The following is a 24,032-nucleotide window of genomic DNA, read 5'->3' as shown; positions in this document are numbered from 1 at the left end:
AGTCAACCCGACGCGGACAGTCACTATTCCCGCCGGGCCGGGTGAACGTGATCTCCGCGCGGCTGGTACGGCCGTGGCCACGGCAAACACCGCCGAGCCCGTTCTCGATCATTGGTCCAGACAAATGTTACCCAACCGTGACTGCCGGATTCCTCCCCGGAAGCTACTTTGTTGTCGCGAACAACAAATATATGGTCGGTGAATCCCCAACGGCGGAGGTGTCACGGCGTGGACCGGACCTTTGGACAGTCACAACGAGGACGGCTACCGGGACGGCTGCTGCGCGGCCGCCGTGGCCCGGTCGCCGCGGTCGCCCTGACCGCTGCGGCGTTGCTGGCCGCGGCGGGACTCGGCATCCCGGGCGCCGCGGCCGAGGCCGACCGGCCTCTGGCGGGGAACGGTACGCAGGCGGACTGCACCGGTCAGCCCGCGCAGCCGGATTTCGGCCCGAACGTGCACGTGTTCGACCCGAGCATGCCCGCCGCGACCATCCAGGCGCAGCTCGACAAGGACTTCGACGCGCAGAAGGACACGCAGACCGCGCAGTTCTCCGAGGGCCGCGTGGCGCACCTGTTCAAGCCGGGCACCTACGGTGTGCACGACAACGTCGGCTACTACACCTCGGTCGCCGGCCTGGGCAAGAACCCGGACGACGTGCAGATCAACGGTGACATCACCGTGGACGCGTTCAACCCGTCGGACCAGGGCTCGGCGCTGCAGAACTTCTGGCGCTCGGCCGAGAACATGGCGGTCACCCCGTCCAGCGGCAACGACCGGTGGGCGGTTTCGCAGGCCGCGCCGTTCCGCCGGATGGACATCAAGGGCGGGCTCCAGCTCTTCCCGGCGAGTTACGGCTACGCCAGCGGCGGCTACCTCGCCGACACCCGCGTCTCCGGCCAGGCCGCGTCGATCTCGCAGCAGCAGTGGTACACGCGGGATTCCGCGCTGGGCAGTTGGGACGGCGGCGTCTGGAACATGGTCTTCTCCGGCACCAGCGGCGCGCCGGCGAACACCTTCCCGACCCCGCCGGAAACGACGCTCGACACCACGCCGGTCTCGCGCGACGTGCCGTACCTCTATGTCGACAGCAGCGGTAACTACCAGGTGTTCCGCCCCGCGCTGCGCACCAACGCCTCCGGCCCGAGCTGGGCGAACGGCGACACCCCGGGTGACTCGGTGCCGATGACCCAGTTCTACGTGGTCAAGTCCGGCGACACCGCGGACACCATCAACAACGCGCTTTCCTCGGGCTGCAACCTGTTCTTCACCCCGGGCACCTACCACCTGGACAAAACGCTGAACGTGACCCGGCCCGACACTGTGGTGCTCGGCGTCGGCTACCCGACGCTGGTGCCGGACAACGGCGTGGACGCGATGCACGTCGCCGACGTGGACGGCGTCCGGGTCAAGGGCCTGCTGTTCGACGCGGGCACGGCCAACTCGAACTCCCTGCTGACCGTGGGCTACCAGGGCGGGTCCGCGGACCACTCGAAGGACCCGGCCACGCTGCAGGACGTGTTCTTCCGGGTCGGCGGGCAGATCGCCGGCAAGGCGACCACCAGCCTGGTGGTCAACAGCAACAACACGATCATCGACCACGTCTGGGCCTGGCGCGCCGACCACGGCAACCCGGGCACGGTCGGCTGGACCACCAACACCGCCGACACCGGCGTGCTGGTCAACGGCGACAACGTCGAGGCGACCGGGCTGTTCGTCGAGCACTACCAGAAGTTCCAGGTGATCTGGAACGGCCAGGGCGGCAAGACGATCTTCTTCCAGAACGAGATGCCCTACGACGTGCCCGACCAGGGCTCGTGGAATTCGGCGCCCGGGGTCACCGGCTACGCGGCGTACAAGGTGGGCGACAACGTGACCTCCCACGAGGCCTGGGGCCTGGGCAGTTACTGCTTCTTCGACACCAACCCCGCGGTGGCCAGCGCCCACGCGTTCGAGGTCCCGCAGAACGCCGGGGTGAAGCTGCACAGCCTGCTCACGGTCTCGCTCAACCACCGGGGCACGATCACGCACGTCGTCAACGACACGGGTGACGTCACGCCGGACGGCACCAAGCCGGTGAACGTCACGAACTACCCGTGACCCCGTCCGTCATGCACTGACGGATTTCGTCGCAGAACCCAGGCCGCCTTCCCGGATCCGCTCCGGGGAGGCGGCCTTTCTGCTGCCCCCGCCACCGCGCCGGGTTCCGGGTGGCCGGCACCCCTCGTACCGGCCACCCGGGGCTCAGCCCGCGGGGGTGACGTCGATCAGGACCTTGCCGACGGCCCCGTTCTCCGACGCCGCGTGCGCGGATGCGGTGTCCGCCAAGGGGAATCGGTGGATCGGCAGCCCGGTCTTCTCGCCGATGGCGAGGGCTCCGCCGGCCATGGCGGCCGAGATCGACTCGGCGCCGGCGCGGAGCTCGCCGATCCCGAGGGTGTAGAGGATGACGAACTGGTAGCGCGCGTTGACCCACGCGCTGGCCCGGAACGACAGGCCGACCGTGCCGTTCCCGCCGTCGTCGCCATAGATCGCGACGGTGCCCTGGGGCCGCAGCACCCGTGAGTCCAGCTCGGCGTTCACACCCGCGGCGACCTCGACGATCAGATCCACGCCGTCGGGCGCGAGCTGCTTGATCGTGTCCTCGAGGCCGGGCTCGGTGTAGCGCAGGACGTGGTGGGCGCCGGCCGCCTTCGCGAGCGCGGCCTTCGCCTCGGTGCTGACGGTCGTGATCACCGTCGCCCCGGCCCAGCGCGCCAGCTGGATGGCGGAGTTCCCGACCGCGCCGGCGCCCCCGGCGACCAGGACCGTGGTGCCTTCGAGCGCGCCCGGGGAGAGCCGGTCCGGCCCGCCTTCGGCGACGGTCAGGGCGCGGTGCGCGGTGAGGCCCGGAATGGCGAAGCTGGCACCCTCGTCGAACCCGACGCCGTCGGGCAGGGGCAGGACGTGGTCGGCGGGCAGCACGGTGTACTCCTGCGCGGTGCCGGACGCCGGCCCGTAAGCGGCCGCGAGGATCACCCAGACGCGGTCGCCCACCTCGATGCCGGTCACCCCGGTCCCGATCGCGTCGACGACCCCCGCACCGTCCTGATTGGGCACCGTCTCCCCGGATTCGCCCGCGGCGACGACACCCCCGCCCTGGCGCTGCTTCCAGTCGGTCGGGTTCACCGCGGACACCACGATGCGGACCCGCACCTCGCCGGCCCCGGGCTCGGCAGCCTCGCGAGTGGACAGGGAAAGCACCTCGGGACCACCGGGACTGCGGTAAGTGACAGCTCTCATGCACAGTGCAATCACCGCGCGGCGGCGGGTTATTCCCGCGGTGCTGTGGATCTGCCCGCAGGTCGGCGGGGGAGGCGCGGGCCGGGACGGCCGAATGGACAAGGCGGACCGGGCGAACGCCGGATCAGGCGGAGCCGGAATGTGGAAGGCCCCGCCCGCCCGCGGCCGGTGAGGCACGCGGGCGGACAGGGCCGGGGCGCCGTCCGGCCCGGTCGGGGAAGCGGGCCGGACGGCGGGTCCGAGGGTCGGCCCGGATGTCGGGCCGACCGGCTGCCCGCTGGGTCGGCCCGGGTTGCGGGTCCGATCGGAGTGCGGGTCAGCGGGTCAGGGTCAGTGCCGGGAGACCACCGCCGCTGCCGTGCCGCCGCGGCGGGAGGGCTCGCCTGCCGCGAGGATCCGGCCGTGGGGCAGGAATTCCAGGCCGGCCGCGACGCCGATGCTGCCGACGTCGGTGAAGCTCTGGCCGAGGGCCTGCAGCCCCGCCGTCGTGGATTGGGCGATGAACGCCGGTTCGGCGTCGCTGGTCGCGGCGTTGCGCTGGGAGGCGCGGGGCGCGGCGATCGCCTGCGGCAGGGTCATGCCGAGGTCGAGCCGGTTGACCAGCACCTGCAGCACCGTGGTGATGATGGTCGCGCCACCCGGCGAGCCGACGGCCAGGAACGGCTTCCCGTCCTGCAGCACGATCGTGGGCGACATGCTCGAGCGCGGCCGCTTCCCGCCCGCGGGCAGGTTGGGGTCGGGCGCGGTGCCCTGCGTCGGGGCGAAGTTGAAGTCGGTCAGCTCGTTGTTGAGCAGGAACCCGCGGCCCGGCACGGTGATGCCGCTGCCGGCCGACTGCTCGATCGTGTTCGTGTACGACACGACGTTGCCCCAGCGGTCGGACACCACGAAGTGGTTGGTGTGCTGCTCGTTGCTGTCCGATGACGCGGCGGGCACGGTCTTGCAGCCACCGGTCGTCGAGTACGGGTCACCGGGGGCGACGGGGCTCTTGCCCGCCTTGGCCGGGTCGATCTGGCAGGCCCGGGTCGCCGCGAAGGACTTCGAGAGCAACTGCTGCTGCGGAACGTTCACGTAACGCGCGTCGCCGATGTAGCGGTTACGGTCGGCGAAGGCGAGCCGGCTGGACTCCAGGTAGTGGTGCAGGGCCTGGACCCGGTCCATGTGCGCGAGGTCGTAGTTGCCGAGGATGTTGAGCGACTCCCCGACGGTGATGCCGCCGCTGGACGACGGCGCCATGCTGTAGACGTCGTAACCGCGGTAGTTGATGTGCGTCGGCGTCCCGTCGAGCGCTTGGTACGCCTTGAGGTCCGACAGCTGCATCGGCCCGGTGATCTTCTGGATCGGGGCGTTCGGCGCCAGCGGCGGGTTCTGCGCGGTGCCCACCACGTCACGGCCGATCGAGCCGCCGTAGAACGCGCCGGTGCCCTGGCGGGCGATCTGCCGGTAGGTGGCGGCGAGGTCGGGGTTGCGCATCACGGAGCCGACCGCCGGGGCCTTGCCACCGGGCAGGAACAGCTGCGCGCTGGAGCTGAAGTGCCCGAGCTTCTGCGCGTTCTGCTGCGTCTGCTGGGCGAAGGCGGGGTTGACCACGAAGCCGCGGTCGGCGACCTCCTCGGCGGGGCGCAGGTTGTCGGCGAGGCTGAACCGGCCCCACCGCTGCAGGGCGCGCTCCCAGGTCGCGAGCATGCCGGGCACGCCGACCGAGCGGCCGCTCTCCACGGCGGTCTCGAAGGCGTACGGCTTGCCGGTGGCCGGGTCGATGAACATCGTCGGGCTGTCGGCGGCGGGAGTGGCCTCACGGCCGTCGATGGTGGAGATCTTCTTCGTCTTGGCGTCGTAGTAGACGAAGTAGCCGCCACCGCCCAGCCCGGCCACGTACGGATCGGTGACGCCGAGCGTGGACGCCACCGCGACGGCGGCGTCCGCGGCAGTGCCGCCCCGGCGCAGGACGTCGATGCCGGCCTGCGTCGACTCGGCGGTGTCGGACACGACCGCGCCGCCCGACCCCTCGGCGACCGGCTGCTTGGCGGGCAGCGGCCGCGCGGGCTGCGCCGACCCCGGCGCCGCGGCCGAGACCAGGGCAAGACCGGCGACCAGGCCGATCGACACCGCGGCTCTGAAGTTCCTGCTGGTACGCATGAGCATCCCTTCCCGGGGCGAGGCGGCCGGTCCGTGCCCGCCCGCCGGACCTTGGCGGCCGCGACACCTCGAGGCAACTCGCGAACTTGGCAGGCCAGGTCTAGCACTATGGCCGCGCGAGCGAAATGGACTTGAGCCGGATTTAGGGCACGGGCGGGGCCGGGCCGCTCAGATGAGCGCGGGCCGTGGCCGGCGCGGAGCGTGGCCGGCGAGCGCGGGCCGTGGCCGGCGCTCACCGGACGGTCACGGCGCCCGGTGGCCCTGGAAGCCGATGATGGCGCCGGCGAACTGGTCGGCGTCGGTGCACGGGTCGTCCGAAAGGACGCCCGGGGCGGGGATGGTGACGCTCACCTGGAGCACGGTGTCCGGCGCGACCCCGACGTCCACTGTGCACCAGCCGGCCGTCCGGCCCGCCGCCACGTGGCCCGCCGGGTAGCCGTGGATGGCGGCCGGGCCGTCCGGCGCGAACGGCGTCCGGCGCCGTAAACCGGGGAGGCCGCCGGAATTCAGGTCGACGGCGGCCTGGTAGCGAGGGGCCCGCGGATTGGCCGAAGCCCATTCGCATTCGGTGAGAGCGGCTGCCGGGGTGAGGCGCCCGGGCACGGCCAGGAAGAAACGGGCGAGTTCCGCGTCGCCGGGGAGGCCGCACGGCGCGTCCCGGAAGGCGGACAGGTCGAGCGGGTCCACAGTGGACGTCGGCGGTGGCGCCGCCGCGGGGCGGGCGCCGAGCATCCGGCCGTCAGCGCCACCAAGCCTGTCATCAAGCCCGCCGCCGCGAGTGCCGCCGTCCGGTTGCCGCGCATCTCACCGCCTCACCTCTGCCACGACGGGCGCCGCTCGATGCGATTCCATCGTCGTCCCTGGCGAGTTCGCCCGTGCCCGCGGCCGATCGAGCTCCGGACCCCGAGGCGGTTTCTCGCTGCACCGGAACGCTACCGGGTCAAGCCGCGTGCGCCCATGAAGCTCTCTCAGCGTCCTGTCAGCACTTTCCGGATAATGTCTCCCTGCAACGATCGGACACCGGCCGCTATCCGGTCGTTTCTCCGGGTTGGGCTTGTGGCACAACGGGTATCTTCTTCACCTCCCCTTTCGCCGACGCGCCGCCGGTGGTGGCTGCGGCAATTCCCGGCGGGGTCCACAATGGCAGGGCTTCGCGACGACGAGAAGTCGCCGCGATTTTCTGACCAGATGGGGAGAACCTGTGAGCAACACCGGCCGCCGGGCCCGGTCGCGCCAGCATCCGGTCACCACCGCGGATGAGCGGGTCGGCCTCAACGGCGCGATGGCGGCCGCGCTGACCCGGGTCGTGGGCTCGATGCCCGCGCTGTACGTGGTGCTGGTCGTCGTCGCGGGGTGGATGGCGCTGGCGACCTGGGGCCCGTTGCACGCGGCGGACCCGTATCCGTTCGCGTTCCTGTTGTTCCTGGACAACGTCGTGCAGCTCGTCCTGTGCCTGGTGATCCTGGTGGGGCAACGGGTGCTGAGCCGGGCCGCGGACCGCCGTTCGGTGCAGACCTACGAGAACGCCGAAGCGATCTTCGCCCGGATCGCGGACCTTCAGCAGCACCTCGACCGGCACGACCAGGCGCTCAGCCGCGGGGTCAGCCTGCTGGAGTCGAGCCCGCACCCGTGGATCGAACGGCACCAGGTGCAGCCCCCGGCCCAGGCGCTGGACCAGCAGGTGACCGCCAACGACCGCGTCGCGGCGTGGCTGACCCAGCGGCTGGGCAGCATGGCCGCCTTCTACGCGGCCGCCGGGACCCAGGTGATCTGGATGGGGCTGGCGGCGCTGGGCGTGCAGCGGTTCGATCCCTACCCGTTCGCGTTCATGTCCTTCCTGTCCACCCTCGCCCAGCTGATCTTCATGATCGTGATCATGGTCGGCCAGGGGGTGCTCGGCCGGGCGGGCGACCGCCGCTCCGAGCAGACGTTCTACAACGGCGAGGCGATCTTGCACGAGTGCGGGCGGATGAAGGCGCGGCTGGTCGCGCAGGACCGCCTCATCGACGACCTCAGCCGCTACACCCGTGGCGAGCTGATCGAGGACCTCGCCCGGGCGTTTCACGACGCCGACAGCCATGCCGGCCACGAAACGAAACGCGGAGCCGGGCTGCGAGCCCGTTACCGCGGCCCACTGCCGCCGCGGTGGGACCACTTGCCGCCGGAGCGCAAGGCGATGGCCCAGGCACAGGCCCGGCAGCTCGGGGAACAGCTGGCCACCGTCGGCTGCGTGATGGTGCCCGCCTTCGACTCGGCCCTGACCATCACTCTCGACGAGGGCGAAGTGGCGCTGCTGGCCCGGCAGGAGCACGAACGATGGCTGGCCGACCAGCCGTCCGTCCCGCCAAATGAGCCCCGGGACCGGATGCTGCCCGATCTCGCGCCCTGGGACCAGCTTCCCGAGCAGACGCGGGCGAGGCGGCTGCATGTGGCGCGCGGCATTCCCGGCCTGGTGGCGAGTGTGGGCATGCAGGTGGTCCGTGACGGACGAGCCCGGGACGGCGCGGGAGAAGCGGACTTCACCGCTGAAGAGCGGGAGGTCCTGCAGCGGGCCATGATGTCGGCGGGAATGCTGGCGGCCCTCGCCGTGGGCGGCGTCGACTCCGACGAGATGTTCGCCCTGATCAAGACTTTGCGCGAGGCCAGCGTCACGCACCCGAGACGGCTCATTCGCGAGCTCACCGCGGCGTGCACCTTCGAAACGGGGCTGCGGCCGGGAATCAAGTACGCCGACTACCAGCCGCCGGCGCTGGAGGCGATCAGCTCGGCCGCCGCCATCGTCGCCCGCACCGCGCCGGCGGAACTGCCGGATTTCCGGGAGTTCCTGGTCGAGGTCGCGACCGTGGTCGCCGACGCGAACCAGGAAGGCGGATTCCTCGGCCTCGGAGCCCAGCGCCGCACCCACGCGGAGAGCGAGGCGATCGACGCCGTCCGGAAGGCGACCCGGCGCGAAAACTGATCCGGCGGGAAAATTGACCTGGCGCTCAGTGCCGGGACTTGTTTCGCCGCGCCTTCCCCGATTGCGTTTCCACGACGGTCCCGGTGCCTGCCCCGCTCACGCCGGGGCGGGCGCCGACGCCATTCGGCGTAGTCCTGCGCGGCCTGGTCTTCAGTCATGCCAACACTTTCCGCTGATCGGCACTCCCGAAATATCCTTTATGTGACTTATTGTCGTCAACTGATGAGATCACTACCTTCGTCGCTTGTTTCCCCGGTGTCCGCGCCGGATCCTGATTTCCGTTCCACGCTCCACTTCACCCCGTTTTCACACAGTGAGTTTCCCCAACCCCGACAGGTCTTCACCCCGACAGTGCACGGCCTGGTGATCCCGGGCCGTGTCCGTCCTGCCCGGAGGAGCTTCTTGATGAACAAACTGAGACGTTTGACCGTTCTCGGTTCGACCGGTGTCCTGGCGGCCGCGCTGGCCGTCACTCCGACTGCCCAGGCGCAGCCGGCGGCGCCCGCCGCCGCCGCGCAGACCGCCGACGCGATGGCCGTCAGCGCCGCGGCCGGGCTGGTGGCCTCCCGGCCGGCCGCCCTGCACGCCAGCGCGGACGACGTTTTCGTGCCGCACACCGTGATTTCCTCCACCAACGGGCTCAAGTACGTCCCGTACGACCGGACCTACCGGGGCCTGCCCGTCGTCGGCGGTGACTTCGTCGTCGCCACCGACTCGACCGGCCAGGTCGTCGGCACCTCGGTCGCGCAGGACGCCACCATCAACCTGCCGAGCACCACCCCGTCGGTGCCCAAGGCGCAGGCCGAGGCGACCGCCCGGCAGCAGGTGCCCACAGTGGACAGTGTCGGCGCCGCGCACCTGGTCACCTACGCGCTGGGCACGCCCCGGCTCGCCTGGGAGAGCACCGTCGTCGGCCGTGACGCCGAGGGCCCGAGCCGCCTCGACGTGGTTGTCGACGCCGCCACCGGCAAGGTCCTGCACACCCAGCAGCACGTCCTGCACGGCGACGGGAACAGCGCGTGGAACGGGCCGAACCCGGTTCCCCTGAACACCACGCAATCGGGCTCCACGTACAGCCTCAAGGACCCCACGCTGACCAATGTCAGCTGCCAGGACGCCGCGAACAACACGACCTTCACCAAGTCCAGCGACCACTGGGGCAACGGCGACGCCACCAGCCGTGAGACCGGCTGCGTCGACGCGCTGTTCGCCGTGCAGACCGAGAACAAGATGCTGACGCAATGGCTGGGGCGCAACAGCTTCGACGGCAACGGCGGCGGCTGGCCGATCCGCGTCGGCCTGGCCGACGAGAACGCCTACTACGACGGGTCCCAGGTCCAGATCGGGCACAACACCGCGAACCAGTGGATCGGCTCGATCGACGTCGCCGCGCACGAGCACGGGCACGGCATCGACGACCACACCCCGGGCGGCATCTCCGGCAACGGCACCCAGGAGTTCGTCGCCGACGTCTTCGGCGCTTCGACCGAGTGGTTCGCCAACGAGCCCTCGCCCTACGACGTGCCGGACTTCCTCGTCGGCGAGCAGGTCAACCTCGTCGGCAGCGGCCCGATCCGCAACATGTACAACCCGTCCGCGCTCGGGGACAAGAACTGCTACGACAGCTCCGTTCCGGGCGGTGAGGTGCACGCCTCGGCCGGCCCCGGCAACCACTGGTTCTACCTGCTGGCCGAAGGCACCAACCCGACCAACGGGCAGCCGACCAGCCCCACCTGCAACAGCTCCACGATCACCGGCCTCGGGGTGCAGGACGCGGTCAAGATCTTCTACAACGCGATGCTGCTGAAGACCACGGCGAGCTCGTACCTGAAGTACCGCACCTGGACGCTGACCGCGGCGAAGAACCTGTTCCCGGGCAGCTGCACCCAGTTCAACACCGTGAAGGCGGCGTGGGCCGCGATCAGCGTGCCGGCGCAGTCGGGTGACCCGACGTGCAGCGCGACCGGCACGGTCACGGTGTCCAGCCCGGGCAACCAGTCCACGGCGACCGGCACCGCGGTCAACCTGCCGCTGACCGCCAGCGGCGGCACCGCGCCGTACACCTGGTCCGCGACCGGCCTGCCCGCCGGCCTGTCGATCAACGCCTCCACCGGCACCATCTCGGGCACCGCGACCACGGCGGGCACGTCGAACGTCACGGTGACCGCGAAGGACAGCGCGGCCCACAGCGGGACCGCGACGTTCAGCTGGACGGTCGGCACCTCCACCGGCTGCTCCGGCCAGAAGCTGGTCAACCCCGGCTTCGAATCCGGTGCCACCGGCTGGACGGCGTCCAGCGGCGTGATCGCGCAGAACGGCACCCAGCAGCCCGCCCACGGCGGCACCTGGAACGCCTGGCTCGACGGTTACGGCCAGTCGCACACCGACACGCTCGCCCAGTCGGTGAGCATCCCGGCCGGCTGCCACGCCACGCTGACGTACTCGCTGCACATCGACACCGCCGAGACGGGGTCGACCGCCTACGACAAGCTCACCGTCGCCGGCGGCAGCACCACCCTGGCCAGCTACTCGAACGTCGACCAGGTCAGCGGCTACGCCACGAAGACCGTTGACGTGTCGTCGTTCGCCGGCCAGACACTCGCCCTCAAGTTCACCGGCGTGGAGGACGCGTCCCTGCAGACGTCCTTCGTCCTCGACGACCTGGCGGTGACCCTGAGCTGACCCGGTAACGCGGAAACGGGCAGGGAAGCCGACTCCCTGCCCGTTTCCGCGCGCTCAGATCGTGTAGTGCCAGCCGGTGAGGGCGTACGCGCTGAACCAGCTGCCGAGGACCACGAAGCCCGCGACCGTGGCGATCGCGGTGCCCGGGCGGCGGGCGGCGAGGCCGCGGGCGACCGGGTACAGCAGGATGAAGCCGGGCAGCAGGAACCGCACCTTCGCGGACGGCAGGCCCGCGGTGCCGATGACGAGCACCAGCATCCCGGCGCCGTACGCGGCCAGCGGCCACCACTGCGCCAGCGGGCGCATGGTCCGGAACAGCAGCACGGCGAGCACCGCCCCGGCCAGCACGATGAAGACGGTCATCGTCTCCATCACCGAGGCGCCGGGGACCAGCTTGGCCCAGGCGAACTGCGCCGCCTCACGACCGGCGTCGAAGTGGGTCCACCAGTTGTTTCGCTCGAGGTCCCACCAGCCGGTGGGGTTGCCGATTTCGATCGCCACCCAGGTCCAGAAGCCGAACAGCCCGAGCGGGCACAGCACGACGCAGACCAGCGTCTGCCAGCGGTCGCGCGTGCGGAAGAAGGCGATCAGCGCGGCGAGCCCGACCACGCAGACGAGCACCGTCGCGGTCGGCCGGGTCAGCCCCGCGGCCACGCAGCACGCGGCGGCCAGCAGCCACCGGCGTTCGACCACCCCGACCAGCGCCCAGGCGGCGAACGCGGTGAACAGCGCCTCGGTGTAGGTCATGGACAGCGTGATGGCCATCGGCGCGCCGGCCCACAGCGCCACCAGCAGCAGCCCGGTCCGCTCGCGCCCGTCGACCAGCCGGGCCAGCCGGAAGATCGCGCACGCGGCCAGGCAGCCGGCGATCGCGCTCAGCAGCAGCTCGGCCACCAGCGTGCTCGAGAACGTCACCGGCGCGAGGACCCGCGCAAGCATCGGATAGGCGGGGAAGAACGCGAGCGGGGTGTTCGGCGCGTAGTTCCCGGCCGCGTCGTAGAGGCCGCGCGTGATGCCGAAGTACCCGTGGTTGGCCAGGTCCAGGTACCACTGCCCGTCCCACGCGGTGAGCCGGTCCATCAGCGGCTGCCCGGTCTTCGCGGCGAACATCGCGAGCACGGCGACGCCGAACGCGCGCACGAGCAGGTACACGCCGATCGTGCGGACATACGGCCGCTGGTACCAGCGGATCACCGGACGGGCAGGGGCGGCCGGTTCTGCGAGTGTCGTCAAGGCAGGTCTTCCTGGTGGTGCGGGCAACTGCGAAGATACCGGCGGCCGAGGTGCGGCCGGGACACCGGTGGGGTCGGTGACGGTGCGTGGGCCGGGTCAGTGCCGGCTGGTGGACGTCGTGTGGGTGGGCAAGGCACCGGTGGAAGTCGGTGGTCCCTGTGCGCCGGTGGTCGTGCGGGGCGTGGTGGTGCCGGTGGGTTTGCCGCCGGTGGCCGTCGTGTGGGGGGCGCCGGTGGGGCTCGACGGCGGGTGTCCGGTGGTGGTGCCGGACGAGTGGCCGGTGGTGGGCGCTTCGCCGGTCGTGCTGGGCGCCGTGGTCGGCCCGAGGGCGGTCGTCGGGACGGGCGCAGGAGCGGTGGTCAGCGGCTGGACCGCCGGTCGCGTGGGCGCAGGCCCGGCCTGGCTGACCGTCGCCGAGACGACCAGGACCACGAACAACGCCGTGGCGAGCGCGCTGCCGCCGACCACCGCCAAGCTGCGCCGACGACGTTGTCTTCGGCCTGCCGCCAGCAGCCGCTCGGGGTCCACGCCGGGCGGCGGCTCGTCCACCGGGCCGGCGAGCAGGATCACCGCGCGTGCTTCTTCGTCGTTCATGCGCGCTCCTCCTGGGGTGCGAGGCTGGGGAAGTACCCGAGCTGATGGGGGTCGAGGAGCTTGCGCAGCGTCGCCAGGCCGCGCGCGGACTGGCTCTTCACAGTCCCGGTCGCGCAGCCGAGGACGGCGGCGGTTTCCTCGACGCTGAGGTCGTCCCAATAACGCAGCACGAGGACCGCGCGTTGCTTCGGGGGCACGCCGTCGAGCGCCGCGCGCACGGAAAGGCGCTGGGCGTGGTCGGATTCCGGCGCCGCCGGCCCGTCGGGCAGCTCGCCGGGCAGGTGCTCGCGCGAGCGCCACTTCCGCCGGTTCTCGCTCAGGAACGCGCGCACGATCATCCGCCGCGCGTAGCCGTCCAGCTCACCGCGCCGGACCAGCCGCGGCCACACCCGGTACAGCTTGAGGAAGGTGACCTGCAGCAGATCGTCGGCGCGGTGCCAGTCCCCGCAGAGGACAAACGCAGTCGCGCGCAGGTAGGCCGAGGAAGCCGCGACGTACGCGACGAACTCGTCCTCCCACCGCGCCCCCGCGTCCGGCTCCACACCGGGTACAGGTCTCCGGGCCCTCAGCGGGTTGCATGACCATGTGGTGACTCGGGTCACAGGAAGGTCCGTCAAGGCCTCCTTACCCGCGTGGGACGCGGGTAAGGAGGCCTTGACGGCTCACGCCGGGGCGCTGAACACGTACGAACCGCCGGGCACGAAGAACGTGCCGGGCGCCGAGGGCACCGCCGCGGCCGGGTAGCCGATCGCGTCCGGGCGGCTGGTCGGCACCTTCACCGTGGCCGAGGCCCCGGCCGGGACCGTCACACGCAGGGTGAGCTTCCCGCCCGAGACCGACCATTCGCTGGACGCGGCGCCGTACGGGGTCTGGTACGCCGACTTCGCCGAGGTGAGGCCACCGCCGGGCCGCGGCGCCACCAGGAGCGACGAGTAGCCCGGGCCGGCCGCGGACAGGCCGCCGACCTCGCGGTAGAGGAAGTCGCCCACCGAGCCGAGGCCGTAGTGGTTGAACGAGTTCATGCCCGGGTCGTTGAACGAGCCGTCCGGCTTGATGCCGTCCCAGCGCTCCCAGATCGTGGTCGCGCCGTGCCCGATCATGTAGCCCCAGCCGGGGAAGTCCGGCTGCAGCAGCACCTGGTACGCGACGTCGGCGTGACCGTGGTCGGCCAGCACCGGCAGCAGGTTCTCCACGCCGAGGAACCCGACGCTCAGGTGCCCGCCGGTGGCCGCGACCTTCGCCGCCAGCTTGTCCGCCGATGCCTGGACGCGGTCCGCCGGGAGCAGACCGAAGGCGAGCGCCAGCACGTACGCGGTCTGGGTGTTGGCCCCGACCGTCCCGTCCGCGGCGACGAACTTCGCGGTGAACGCCGCGCCGACCTGATCGGCCAGCGTGCCGTACTTCGTCGCTTCGGCGGTGTGGCCGGTGGCCGCCGCCATCCGCGAAACGAGCCGCGCCGACCACGCGAAGAACGCGGTGGAGACGACGTCCTGCGCGGTGTTGTCGTTGACGTTGAGCCAATCACCGTAGGTCGGGTGGTCGCGGATCAGGTCGCTGCCCGAGGTGGCGCGCAGGTACTCGACCCACTTGACCATCGCGTCGAAGTGCTCGGTGATCACGCTGGTGTCGCCGTAGCGCTGCCACAGGGTGTACGGCACGATGACGCCCGCGTCGCCCCAGCCCGCCGTGCCGGAGCCGCTCAGCACGCCCGGCGCCACGTCGGTGAACGAGCCGTCGTCGTGCTGGGCGTCGACCAGGTCGTCGGCGAACTTGCCGAGGAAGTTGTGCACGTCGAGGTTGAACGTCGAGGTGCCGGCGAAGATGCCGATGTCGCCGGTCCAGCCCAGCCGCTCGTCGCGCTGCGGGCAGTCGCTCGGGATGGACAGCATGTTCGAGCGCTCACCCCAGAGGATGTTGTGCTGCAACTGGTTCACCATCGGGTTCGACGAGGTGAACGTGCCGGTCTGCGCGCCGGTGGTCCACATCGCGCGCCCGGTGACGGTGTCCGCGGTGGGCGCCGAGGGCAGGCCGGTCAGCTCGACGTACCGGTAGCCGTGCACGGTGAACCGCGGCTCGTAGGTCTCCGGTTTCCCGGTGCCCGCCAGGGTGAACCGGTCGGTGGCCTGGGCCGCGCGCAGGTTGGCGGTGTAGATCGTGCCGTCCGGGTTGAGCACCTCGGCGTGGCGCATGGTCACGGTGGTGCCCGCCGGCCCGGTCACCGAGAGCCGGTTCCAGCCGCTGAAGTTCTGGCCCATGTCGAGCACCCAGACGCCCGGTTTGGGCTGGGTGATGGCGACCGGGTGGAAGTCCTGCTGCACGGTCACGCCGTTGTCCACTTGGGACACCAGGTTCGGCTTCGCTCCGGTACGCACCCCGGCGTTCGCCCAGGCCTGGTCGTCGAACCCGGGACTGTCCCAGCCCGCGACGTCCTGGCGGGCGTCGTAGGTCTCGCCCTGGTAGAGGTCGTCGGCGCGGATCGGCCCGTCGACCGTCTTCCAGCTGCCGTCGGTGGCGACGACGGAACTGCTGCCGTCGGTGTAGGTCAGCTCCAGCTGCGCCGAGTACCACGGCTGGGTGCCGTAACGCTGGGAGCCGGCGATGCCGAGGCTGCCGGAGTACCAGCCGTTGCCGAGTGAGGCGCCGAGCGCGTTCTCGCCCTGGCGGATCTGCCCGGTGACGTCGTAAACCTTGTACTGCAGGCGTTTCGTGTAGTCGGTCCAGCCCGGGGCGAGCACGTCCTGGCCGACCTTCGCGCCGTTGAGCCGGGTTTCCTGCAGGCCCAGCGCGGTGGTCAGCAGCCGCGCGGTGGCGACCGGTTTGGTGACGGTGAAACCCTTGCGCAGCAACGGTGCGGGGGAGCTGACGGTCACGTTCGTGCCCCACGGGCCGGTGCCGTACGCGGCCACCGCGCGCGCCGCGGTCCACGCGCTGTCGTCGAAGCCGCTCTTCTCCCAGCCGTCCGGGCCGGTCTGGTTCGCCTTCCAGCCGCCGTCGGTGACCACGGTGGGTCCGCCGGGCACGGTCAGCTTGGCGATCAGCCCGGCCGGGCTCTGTGTGGTGTTTTCGCTCTGCACCGCGATGGTGTTGGTCCCGGCGGTCAGCTTCCCGCCGAGGTCCACCACGGCGGCCTGCTTCCACGAATCCGTGACGCGAGGCGACGCGCTGACCTGCACGCCGTTGACCCAGACAGTGGCGCTGTCGTCGCCGGTCACCACGAGCGTGGCCTTCGACGGCGCCGTGGCCAGGTCGAGGGTGCGGCGGAAGAAGCGCGTCGCAGGCGGGATCCCGCCCGCCGGATCGCCCTCCGGGTACCAGATCCAGCTCGCCCCGGCGAGGTCCGGGCCGGTGCCGGCGCGGCCGATGAACGCACCCGTCCACTCCGTGGCCGGCGCGGCCAGACCGGTCTCGAACCGTTGCGTCGCGCTCCAGCGACCGGCGCGGCCCTGGCTGTCCCACGCCCGCACGCGCCAGGTGTACGCGGTCAGCGACGTCAGCGCGGGCCCGCCGTACGCCACGTCGGCCTGCTGCGCGGACTCGACCCGGCCGCTGTCCCAGACGTCGCGCCCTTTCGCGGACACCACGATCTGGTACGCGGACTGTCGTTCCGCCGCCGTCCCGGATCCCAGCTGCCAGCCGAACCGCGCCTGCGCGGGATCGATACCGAGCGGGCTGCTCTGCTGATTGACGGTCCCGTTCGCGACCATCAGCGGTGACGCCGCGTTGGGATCGGGGACCGCGATGGTGCGGGCCCACGGAGCGGTGCCGTAGACGCCGAGGTCACGGGCGCTCGTCCAGCCCGCGTCGGCGAAGGTGGGCTGCTCCCAGCCCTCGGGCACCGTCTTCGCGGTCTTCCAGCTGCCGTCGGTGATCAGGTCCGTCGTGCCCGCGCCGGTGGTGACCCGCAGGTGCCCGAGCAGCCCGGCCGCCCCGCCGGTGTTGCGCACGGAGACGGCGATCGTGTTGGCGCCAGGGCGAAGCGCGGGCCGCAGGTCGACCGACATCGCGGTCCGCCACGCGCCTTCGGTGCGGGCCGAGGAGGCGAGCGGCGTGCCGTTCAGCCAGACGTCCACCAGGTCGTCGCCGGTCACCACGAAGCGGGCGTCGCTGACCGCGCCCGCGGGCACGGTGAACGCCTTGCGGAAGTACCGGTTCGCGGCGGGCGCGGCGACGCGGGGCGAGCCTTCCGGGTACCAGACCCAGTGCGCGCCGGTGAGCTGGACCGGCGGCGCGGCACCGGCAGGCGGGGCGGAGGCGGCGGACAGGGCCAATACCGCGGCAAGCGCGGCGGCGGTCGTTCGCCAGAGGTGCGAGGGCAGCATGCGGGCTCCCTAACGACGGACTGGGGACAGCGGGGGATTTAAACGTTTCAATCCTTGCTGTCTTCAGACTGTAATCAGCTGATCACGTGATCGCAATACTCCAGTAGTCGCAAGAAACCGGGACCGCGGTCGGGCGGGAACGTGCTACCGGACTTCGGGTGGGGTGGACGCTGGTGTCGAACTTCAGGTTCCAGGCCGGTTCGGTCCGGCTCGGCTCGGCAGCAACTGATCCACTGTGGTCAGGGCGGTAGTACTCCGTGTCGGCGGATTGTCGTACTCGCGGCCGGTTCCGGTGATCGGAAACCAAGTCGTAGCCGGTTTTCTTGTCTCCGCTGACCCATCGATCCGGTGTCGCTTCGGCGAAAGCATGAAACGTTTCAGGACTTTGCGGCCGTAATGGCGCCCCGTCAAGGAAATCGGCCGATTCCGGACGGCCACGCTTTTGATGCGCCGTCTACTCGCGAATGGGTGATCGTGGTGGTGTTTGGACACTGTCCGGGTGAGTATGGCCGAAGGATGCCGCACAATCAGGTGAACGTCGGCGTTCAACCGGGCCAGGGTTGAGCGTCCGGGTAGCGTCGTCACCGGCTGGCAACGCTGCCGGTGTTCGGAGTACCCGTCCTGGCCCCGGCGGTGTGGTTCCCACCTGTGACCCGAGAAACTGGACGAAACATGACGACTGTGCCGTTGCCCCGCGCGAGCCGGGAAAACCGCGCCTTTGTGGACGGTCCGAGAGTCGCGTTCCTCGACCGTGCCGCGGGCGCGCCGGGCCGGGTGCTGGTCCGCATCGGCGTAGTAGTGGGTGAAGACGTCGGCGGCGGCCGCCTCCCCCTCGCCGAGAGTGACGTCCCCCGCTTGGTCGGCGCCCGCCTCGTCTCCGCAGCCGACCTCATCGGCCGCCTCCCGGAAACCGGCGGCAACCGCCACCGGGGCGGGCGGCCGTGGCGCAGCCTGCTGCGCGGCCTCGGCCGCGCGGGTCGGCACCGCCGCTGGGCCGCGGCCGGCTCACCGTCCGGGACCGACGCTCCGGCACAGCGCGCGCTCGGTTTCCCGGCGGGGTGGCGGGGCCGGGTCCAGATGAGATCGTCAGCACCAGCTCGGACTGAGGGGCCAGCCAACCTCAAGGTGGCGGCAGGCTGAGTCTCCCTCGCCGACCGTTGGTGCGGATCGAGGTCGGACAATGTCCACCATCTCCGCGGCGGCGGTGGGAATTGTGCCCAGCGCTCACGCAGCGACTGTGGCGCGAAACTAGGGGAGTCCGATTCGGCCCAGACGCCCGAACCCGCTGCTCGACGGCACCGGAACCGCCGAAGTGCCAGTGACCTCGGCTAGGACCAGGCGCCGGAAGCCGCTGTTCAGCAGTACCGAGGTGCCAGCAAGATCGGCTAGGGCCGGAAGCCATGGCAGGCCGGTTGCGGGAGTGCTGCGGTGCCGGCGGAAGCACCCGGGACTGGGCGGCCGAAACTCGGATCGACGCCGCGCGTGACGCGTTCGCCCGGCACGGCGTCACCGCGTCGCTGGACGAGGTCGCGCGCGGCCGGCGTAGGGCCCGGCACGCTGTACCGCCATTTCCCGACCCGGGACGAGCTGGTCCTGGCGGTGATGGACGACGGGCTGACCGACCTGTACCGGCTCGGCGTCGAGCTGCTCGACGAGCCGGATCAGCTGAAGGTGGTCCACCGCTGGCTGGACGCCTACATCGAGCAGAGCGGCAAATACCAGGGTTTGGCCCGGACGTTGGCGAATCCGCCGGCCGCCGCGGACGAGCAGAGCACCTGCTGGAGGGCGATCTTGGTGGGCATGAACCTGATCAGCCGCGCGGCCGGGACCGGCGCCCTGCGCCCGGACACCGACTCGAACGACGTGCGGCACCTGGCCGCCGCCATCGCCTGGGTCGACGGGCAGCTGCCGCCCGATCCGGACCGGCGGGCCCGGCTGGTGCAGACGGTGCTCGACGGGATCCGGCCCCACTGATAGTCGGCTTCCGCTCCAATGTGGCGTTCGGTGCGCTCGACGCACCCAATGTGGCGTTGGGTGCGTTGGACGCAACCAACGCCACAGTGGGGCGCATCATCAGCTCAGCGGGAAGTACTGGGCGGCACTTCCGTTGCAGTCCCAGATTTCCAGCCGGGTGCCGTTGGCGGTGGCGCCCTTGGGGGAGTCCAGGCAGCGGCCGGACTGGGGGTTGAGCAGGGAGCCGTTCGCCTGCTGGACCCAGTTCTGGCCGCCGACGCCGTTGCAGTCGTACAGCTCCACCTTGGCGCCCTGGGCGGTGCTGTTGCCGACGATGTCGAGGCACCGGCCTCGTGTCGAGAGGGAGCCGTTCGGATTGTGGAACCAGTGCTGGTCCACCGCGTACGACTGGCAGTCCCACAGCTGGACGGGAGTGTCGTTCCCGCCGTTGTCGTCGCCCGCGACATCCACGCATTTGCCGCCGACGCCGACGATCGGGCCGCCGCCGGTCACCGAGAACTTCTCCGCCGCGGAGCCATTGCAGTCCGACAGCTGGAGCTGGGTGCCGTTCGCCGCGCCGCTGTCCGGGGAGTCGAGGCAACGGCCGGACTGCGGGTTGCGCAGGGAGCCGTCGCCCTGCTGGAGCCACTTCTGGCCGCCGACTCCGTTGCAGTCGTACAGCTCGAGTTTCGCGCCCTGGGCGGTGCCGTTGCCGACGACGTCCAGGCACCGGCCCAGCGTCGACAGCGAGCCGTTCGGATTGTGCGACCAGGACTGGTCCGCGGCGTTGGCCTGGCAGTCCCACAGCTGGACCGGGGTCAGGTTGCCGCCGTTGTCGTCGCCGTTGACATCCATGCACTTGCCGTTGGCGCCGAGCACCCGGCCGCCGACGGGAGCGGTGCCGGTGGCGCCCGCGTAACCGACGGAGACCACGTTGGCCTGCACCGCGTTGTCCGCCGCGTCGGTGGGGTAGCCGGCGGTCATCACGCCTTCGAAGAACGAGCCGACGGAGGCGTTGCTGTTGTCACCGCCGGTGCCGAGCACGATGGAGCCCTCCTGCTGCATCGGCGTGTACCCGCCCGAGGGCAGGGCACCGTCGTACCAGGTGGTGAGGGCGCCCGACTGGGAATTGCCGCCCTTGAGTGCGAAGGTGGTCTGGCCGTTGTTCTTCAGCATTGCCGTGACGTACGGCGTGGCGTTGCCGTGGTTGGCGGTGTTGGAGCCGTGGCCTTGGAACAGCCCGTTCTCCAGATCGCCCGCGACCCACGGGCCGATCCCGGTGCACGGCCCGAAATAACAGGTGGTGCCGAGGTTGACCGCGTCCATGTGGCCGTTGCCGGTGTCGTTGATGGTGGCCTCGACGTTGCCGTAGTCGAAGCAGCAGCCGCCGTTGACGTGGGTGCCGCTGGCGACCATGTACATGCCCTCGGGCTGGCCGTTGCGGGCCACGCCGTCGCCGACGTAGTGGCGGTACCCGGTGCCGGGCGCGATGTAGATGCCGTAGACCTTGTGCCCGCCCGCGGTGACGGGCAGCGCCGCCGCGTTCGCGCCGACGTCCTGGCCGCCGGCCGTGCCCGGGCCCTCGATGGTCAGGTCGTTGTGCCGCGGGGACTGGTCGTAGACCACGGTGATGATGCAGCTGGTCCCGGCGCAGAAGGAGTCCTGTGTGGACGCGTTGGCGTAACCGCCGGCGGTGAGCGTGCCGACGTCGGTGGTCGCCTTGTCGGAGGCGCGCTGCACTTGGTACAGGCGCCCGTTGTAGGAGCTGTAGAGCGCGCGAGTGGTGCTGTGCGCGGCGACGCACGAGGCGCCGGCGGAGCCGTAGATGTCGCACGGGAGCGAGGCGGCGGCTTGCGCGGTGCCGGGCTGGCTGGTGAGCACGCCGAAGATCAGCGCGATGACGGCGAGGATGATTCTTCGCCGGCGGGGGACTGGTCGGGAGAGCACGCTGGAACTCCTTTCACGGTGGGGTGGGTCAGGCCGCCGGCAGCAACTGCCAGAGGTGGTCGGGGGTGCCGTTGTCCTGGAACTGGACGACGGGGGCACTGTCCTGGGTGGACATTCCGGCGACGCCGAGCAGCAGTCCGCTGTGCGCGTTGCGGATCTTGAACTGCCCGCCGCCCGCGTCGATGAGCGTCCAGAGGTGGTCGGGGGTGCCGGTGTCGTGGAACTGCACGATCGCGGCGCTGTCCTGGGTGGACATGCCGTCGACGCCGAGCACGAGCCCGCTGTGGCCGTTGCGGATCTTGTACTGCCCGCCCCCGGCCGGGACCAGCTGCCAGAGGTGGTCCGGGGTGCCGTTGTCCTGGAACTGGACCACCGGGGCGTTGTCCTGAGTGGACATGTCCGAGACGCCCATCAGCAGACCGCTGTTGACGTTCGACAGCTGGAAGACGGGCGCGCTGTGCACCTCGAACTCCTGCAGCCCCCAGCCGGTGCCGCCGCCGGCGTTCGGTGCGACGACCCGCAGCCGGCTGGTGGTCAGCGCGGGGAAGGTGATGTCGGTCGGGCCGTTCACTGTGGCCGGGCTACGGGACTGGCCGGGCACGGTGGCCCAGCCGTTGCCGGTGTCGTACTGCAGGTCGTACGACGCGGGTGTGCTCACCCCGCCGCCGTCGTCGTAGAACCACAGCCGGACGTCGCCGGTCGAGATCCCGCGGTGGAAGTCGAGCTGGTAGCTGTCGGTGGGGTTGGGAGAGCCGTAGCTGGTCCACCGGCTGTTCTGCGGCACCGCGGTGCGGTAGACGATGCCGTCCACGGCGTTCCACACGTTGTCGTACGGAGAGGTGTAGGACGCGCTGGGCTGCGGCCCGTAGCCGAACCGCTGACCGTTCGCGGCGATGTCCACTGTGGACGGATCGGGCTGGGTCACGGCCGGCCCGACGGGCACCGTGAGCGGTTCCAGCCCGGGCTGCTGCGCGACCTGGGCGCCGTCCACGTAGACGTGCAGACCCGCGCCCTGGCCGTAGCGCGAGCCGGTGCGGTCCCACAGGACGGTGACGTTGTGCCCGTGGTACGGCGTGTTTTCCAGCGCGAAGTAGTCCCAGCTCGCCGGGGCGAGCGGCTTGAGCGTGAGGGTGTTGCCGGACTGGCCGCGCAGCCCGATCAGGCCGGAGATGACGTTGTCGTTGTAGGTGGAGTGGTTGTAGTCCTCGCTGTGGGCGTGCCCGTCGTAGATCCACCGGTCCTGGTCGGGGTCGTGCGCCTCGGCGACGTAGGGCTGGCCGTCGCGGTACTGTGTCGCCGCGTACGTGTGCAGCAGTGAGAGGTAGTCGGCGGCGGTAAAAGTGGACTGCGGCGGGTAGTCCTGCAACAGGTTCGCGGCGCCGGTCAGGGTCTGCGAGGTTTCGTACGGCCAGGACGGGCCGTCCCAGCGGCAGCAGTCCGCGGCCTCGTGCATGAACCACGGGCTGCGCCGCTCGGCGGTGGTCGGGCCGAACGGGGCGGCGAACCCCCCGGGATCCTTGAGCTGGGCGAAGGCCCCGGTGTCGGCGGTCTGGGGCAGGTCGAACATCCATGGCACGAAACCCATTTCCTCGCGCGTGCCGGTCAGGGCGTGGGACGGGTTGTTGTCGCGGGGCATGCCGTAGAAGAACTGCCGCGACGGGTCCCACAGCTGCGATTGCACGGCGGAACGAAGGCTCGCGGCGCGGCCGGTGAAGTCGCTCGCGGTCGCGGAGTCGCCGGTGAGCGCGGCGATCTGCGCGATGGCCGTGGCGTCGCCGTACTGGTAGGCGTTGATGGTCGGCCGGAAGCCGACGCCGCCGCGGTAGCCGTCGCCGGATTCGTAGGACGAGGGGGTGAACTCCGTCGCGTCCCACACCGGGACCTGCCAGTAGAGGCCGAGGCTCGTGTCGTAATGGCTGTCCCAGCCGTTGTACTGCTTGATGAGTGCCTGCTGCTCGGCGGCGGTGAAGCCGAGGTCGCCCGCAGCGAGGTACTGCTGCCAGACGGCGCTCGCGGCCCAGAAGCTGTACTCGTGCGCCCAGTCGTCGGTGTCGGGGTTGACGTTGTCGTTGCGGGGCTTGGGGAACTGGCCGGGGCCGGCGAGCCAGTAGTCGATGTCGTCCTTCACATACTGCTGGTCACGCAGCCAGCGGCCCTCGGTGATCTGGTGCCCGGCCGCGGCGTCGATGCCGCCGTACGGGGCGCCGTAATCGGCGGGCTGCAGGAACTCGCTGGACATCCAGCCGTACACCGGGCCGGTGTAGACGAGGTGCTCGCGGTAGGTCTGCCAGCGGTAGTAGTAGACGGACTGGATCTGCTGGTCGGGCACGTCGAGGAACGGGATGTTCGCCTCGTACCAGGCGGGGTCTTCGGTGTTGCCGAGCAGGGCGGCGTGGTTCAGGAACGAGGTGCCGCCGGTGGCCGGGGTGGCGGCGGCGCCGGAGACGGGGAGCAGGAGGGCTGACGCCAGCAGCACTGCCGCGGCGGCGAAACGGGTCCGCGCTCGTCGGGTGATGCGGGCAAACGGCGCGGCTGCGCTTTTCGGCCTTGGCCGGCCGGTACGGCCGGGCGTGGGGAGAGTGGCGGCACGACGATCGTTGAACACGGCGTCCTCCCACCGCCGCGGGCCGGGTGGGCGCGCGGAGGGCGGTTCTCGTAGCGGCTGGAGTCCTGCTGCCCCGGCGCGGAGCAGCAGATTTACAACGTTGTAAATCTGCGGCGGAGCACCACCCCTGAGCGATCAGTGGGGTGCGCTTCGGGACAGTACGGTCGCCCTGAGTCAGTGTCAACGTACGCCAAGTGGCGGTCGGAGTGCGCCGAATGGCGTAGTCTGGCGGGTGCTCGTCTGTCCACAGTGGTCATGAGGCCCGCGGGACGAGGCGCCGAGGACGGCTGGCATCCTCGGTGGCGAGCGCGAGGAGGACGTG

The 24,032-nt window shown here is 70.8% G+C and carries 14 protein-coding genes; 5 read left to right on the top strand and 9 right to left on the bottom strand.

Going from position 1 to position 24,032, the window contains the following annotated elements:
* The first annotated feature begins 228 nt into the window (after positions 1-228).
* Positions 229-2,097, top strand: coding sequence for a hypothetical protein (locus OG371_RS41910; RefSeq protein WP_329062417.1), 1,869 nt, complete (start codon positions 229-231; stop codon positions 2,095-2,097).
* 144 nt (positions 2,098-2,241) lie between these two features.
* Here the strand turns inward: OG371_RS41910 and OG371_RS41905 are convergent, their stop codons facing one another.
* From OG371_RS41905 to OG371_RS41895, 3 genes are all read right to left on the bottom strand, one after another.
* The gene (locus tag OG371_RS41905; RefSeq protein WP_329062415.1) at positions 2,242-3,279 is read right to left on the bottom strand and encodes an NADPH:quinone reductase; all 1,038 of its coding nucleotides are present in this window, start codon (positions 3,277-3,279) and stop codon (positions 2,242-2,244) included.
* Positions 3,280-3,609: 330 nt separating this feature from the next.
* A complete protein-coding gene (gene ggt / locus OG371_RS41900) occupies positions 3,610-5,418 on the bottom strand; it encodes a gamma-glutamyltransferase (protein ID WP_329062413.1) in 1,809 nt (602 codons plus the stop codon).
* Between the two features lie 243 nt (positions 5,419-5,661).
* Complete coding sequence (locus OG371_RS41895) at positions 5,662-6,150, bottom strand: DUF3558 family protein (RefSeq protein WP_329062410.1); 489 nt, start codon at positions 6,148-6,150, stop codon at positions 5,662-5,664.
* A 469-nt stretch (positions 6,151-6,619) separates the two neighbouring features.
* Here OG371_RS41895 and OG371_RS41890 point away from each other — a divergent pair, with 469 nt between their 5' ends.
* Positions 6,620-8,377, top strand: coding sequence for a DUF1003 domain-containing protein (locus tag OG371_RS41890; RefSeq protein ID WP_329062408.1), 1,758 nt, complete (start codon positions 6,620-6,622; stop codon positions 8,375-8,377).
* A gap of 405 nt (positions 8,378-8,782) precedes the next feature.
* Positions 8,783-11,059, top strand: a complete 2,277-nt coding sequence (locus tag OG371_RS41885) for a M4 family metallopeptidase (protein WP_329062406.1) — start codon at positions 8,783-8,785, stop codon at positions 11,057-11,059.
* 54 nt (positions 11,060-11,113) lie between these two features.
* Here OG371_RS41885 and OG371_RS41880 read toward each other — a convergent pair whose 3' ends face one another.
* The 4 genes from OG371_RS41880 to OG371_RS41865 all read right to left on the bottom strand — a co-directional run bounded on the left by OG371_RS41880 (position 11,114) and on the right by OG371_RS41865 (position 17,205).
* Positions 11,114-12,292: a hypothetical protein gene (locus tag OG371_RS41880; protein WP_329062404.1), complete on the bottom strand. Its 1,179-nt coding sequence runs from the start codon at positions 12,290-12,292 to the stop codon at positions 11,114-11,116.
* Positions 12,293-12,388: 96 nt separating this feature from the next.
* Positions 12,389-12,886, bottom strand: a complete 498-nt coding sequence (locus OG371_RS41875) for a hypothetical protein (RefSeq protein WP_329062402.1) — start codon at positions 12,884-12,886, stop codon at positions 12,389-12,391.
* Positions 12,883-13,428, bottom strand: a complete 546-nt coding sequence (locus OG371_RS41870) for a SigE family RNA polymerase sigma factor (protein WP_329062400.1) — start codon at positions 13,426-13,428, stop codon at positions 12,883-12,885. The genes OG371_RS41875 and OG371_RS41870 overlap by 4 nt, the downstream gene beginning before the upstream one ends.
* Before the next feature lie 120 nt (positions 13,429-13,548).
* Positions 13,549-17,205, bottom strand: a complete 3,657-nt coding sequence (locus tag OG371_RS41865) for a family 78 glycoside hydrolase catalytic domain (protein ID WP_329062398.1) — start codon at positions 17,203-17,205, stop codon at positions 13,549-13,551.
* 672 nt (positions 17,206-17,877) lie between these two features.
* Between OG371_RS41865 and OG371_RS41860 the strand changes: the two genes are divergently transcribed.
* Both OG371_RS41860 and OG371_RS41855 read left to right on the top strand, forming a co-directional pair.
* Positions 17,878-18,345, top strand: a complete 468-nt coding sequence (locus tag OG371_RS41860; protein ID WP_329062396.1) for a hypothetical protein — start codon at positions 17,878-17,880, stop codon at positions 18,343-18,345.
* A 342-nt stretch (positions 18,346-18,687) separates the two neighbouring features.
* Entirely contained in the window at positions 18,688-19,179 is a 492-nt protein-coding gene (locus tag OG371_RS41855) for a TetR/AcrR family transcriptional regulator (RefSeq protein WP_329062394.1), read from the top strand.
* Between the two features lie 99 nt (positions 19,180-19,278).
* Here the strand turns inward: OG371_RS41855 and OG371_RS41850 are convergent, their stop codons facing one another.
* Both OG371_RS41850 and OG371_RS41845 read right to left on the bottom strand, forming a co-directional pair.
* The gene (locus OG371_RS41850; protein WP_329062392.1) at positions 19,279-21,105 is read right to left on the bottom strand and encodes an arabinofuranosidase catalytic domain-containing protein; all 1,827 of its coding nucleotides are present in this window, start codon (positions 21,103-21,105) and stop codon (positions 19,279-19,281) included.
* Positions 21,106-21,133: 28 nt separating this feature from the next.
* Complete coding sequence (locus tag OG371_RS41845; protein ID WP_329062390.1) at positions 21,134-23,581, bottom strand: MGH1-like glycoside hydrolase domain-containing protein; 2,448 nt, start codon at positions 23,579-23,581, stop codon at positions 21,134-21,136.
* Positions 23,582-24,032: the final 451 nt, after the last annotated feature.

The sequence above is a fragment of the Amycolatopsis sp. NBC_01480 genome (genome assembly GCF_036227205.1).
Classification (GTDB): Bacteria; Actinomycetota; Actinomycetes; order Mycobacteriales; family Pseudonocardiaceae; genus Amycolatopsis.
Note: the sequence above shows the minus strand (reverse complement) of the source record. Positions and strands in the feature narration are given on the sequence as shown.

Excerpts from the sequence above, each read along its gene's own strand:
- OG371_RS41905 (WP_329062415.1), bottom strand. The coding sequence starts at position 3,279 with ATGAGAGCTGTCACTTACCGCAGTCCCGGTGGTCCCGAGGTGCTTTCC.
- ggt (WP_329062413.1), bottom strand. The coding sequence starts at position 5,418 with ATGCGTACCAGCAGGAACTTCAGAGCCGCGGTGTCGATCGGCCTGGTC.
- OG371_RS41895 (WP_329062410.1), bottom strand. The coding sequence starts at position 6,150 with ATGCTCGGCGCCCGCCCCGCGGCGGCGCCACCGCCGACGTCCACTGTG.
- OG371_RS41885 (WP_329062406.1), top strand. The coding sequence starts at position 8,783 with ATGAACAAACTGAGACGTTTGACCGTTCTCGGTTCGACCGGTGTCCTG.
- OG371_RS41875 (WP_329062402.1), bottom strand. The coding sequence starts at position 12,886 with ATGAACGACGAAGAAGCACGCGCGGTGATCCTGCTCGCCGGCCCGGTG.
- OG371_RS41865 (WP_329062398.1), bottom strand. The coding sequence starts at position 17,205 with ATGCTGCCCTCGCACCTCTGGCGAACGACCGCCGCCGCGCTTGCCGCG.
- OG371_RS41860 (WP_329062396.1), top strand. The coding sequence starts at position 17,878 with ATGACGACTGTGCCGTTGCCCCGCGCGAGCCGGGAAAACCGCGCCTTT.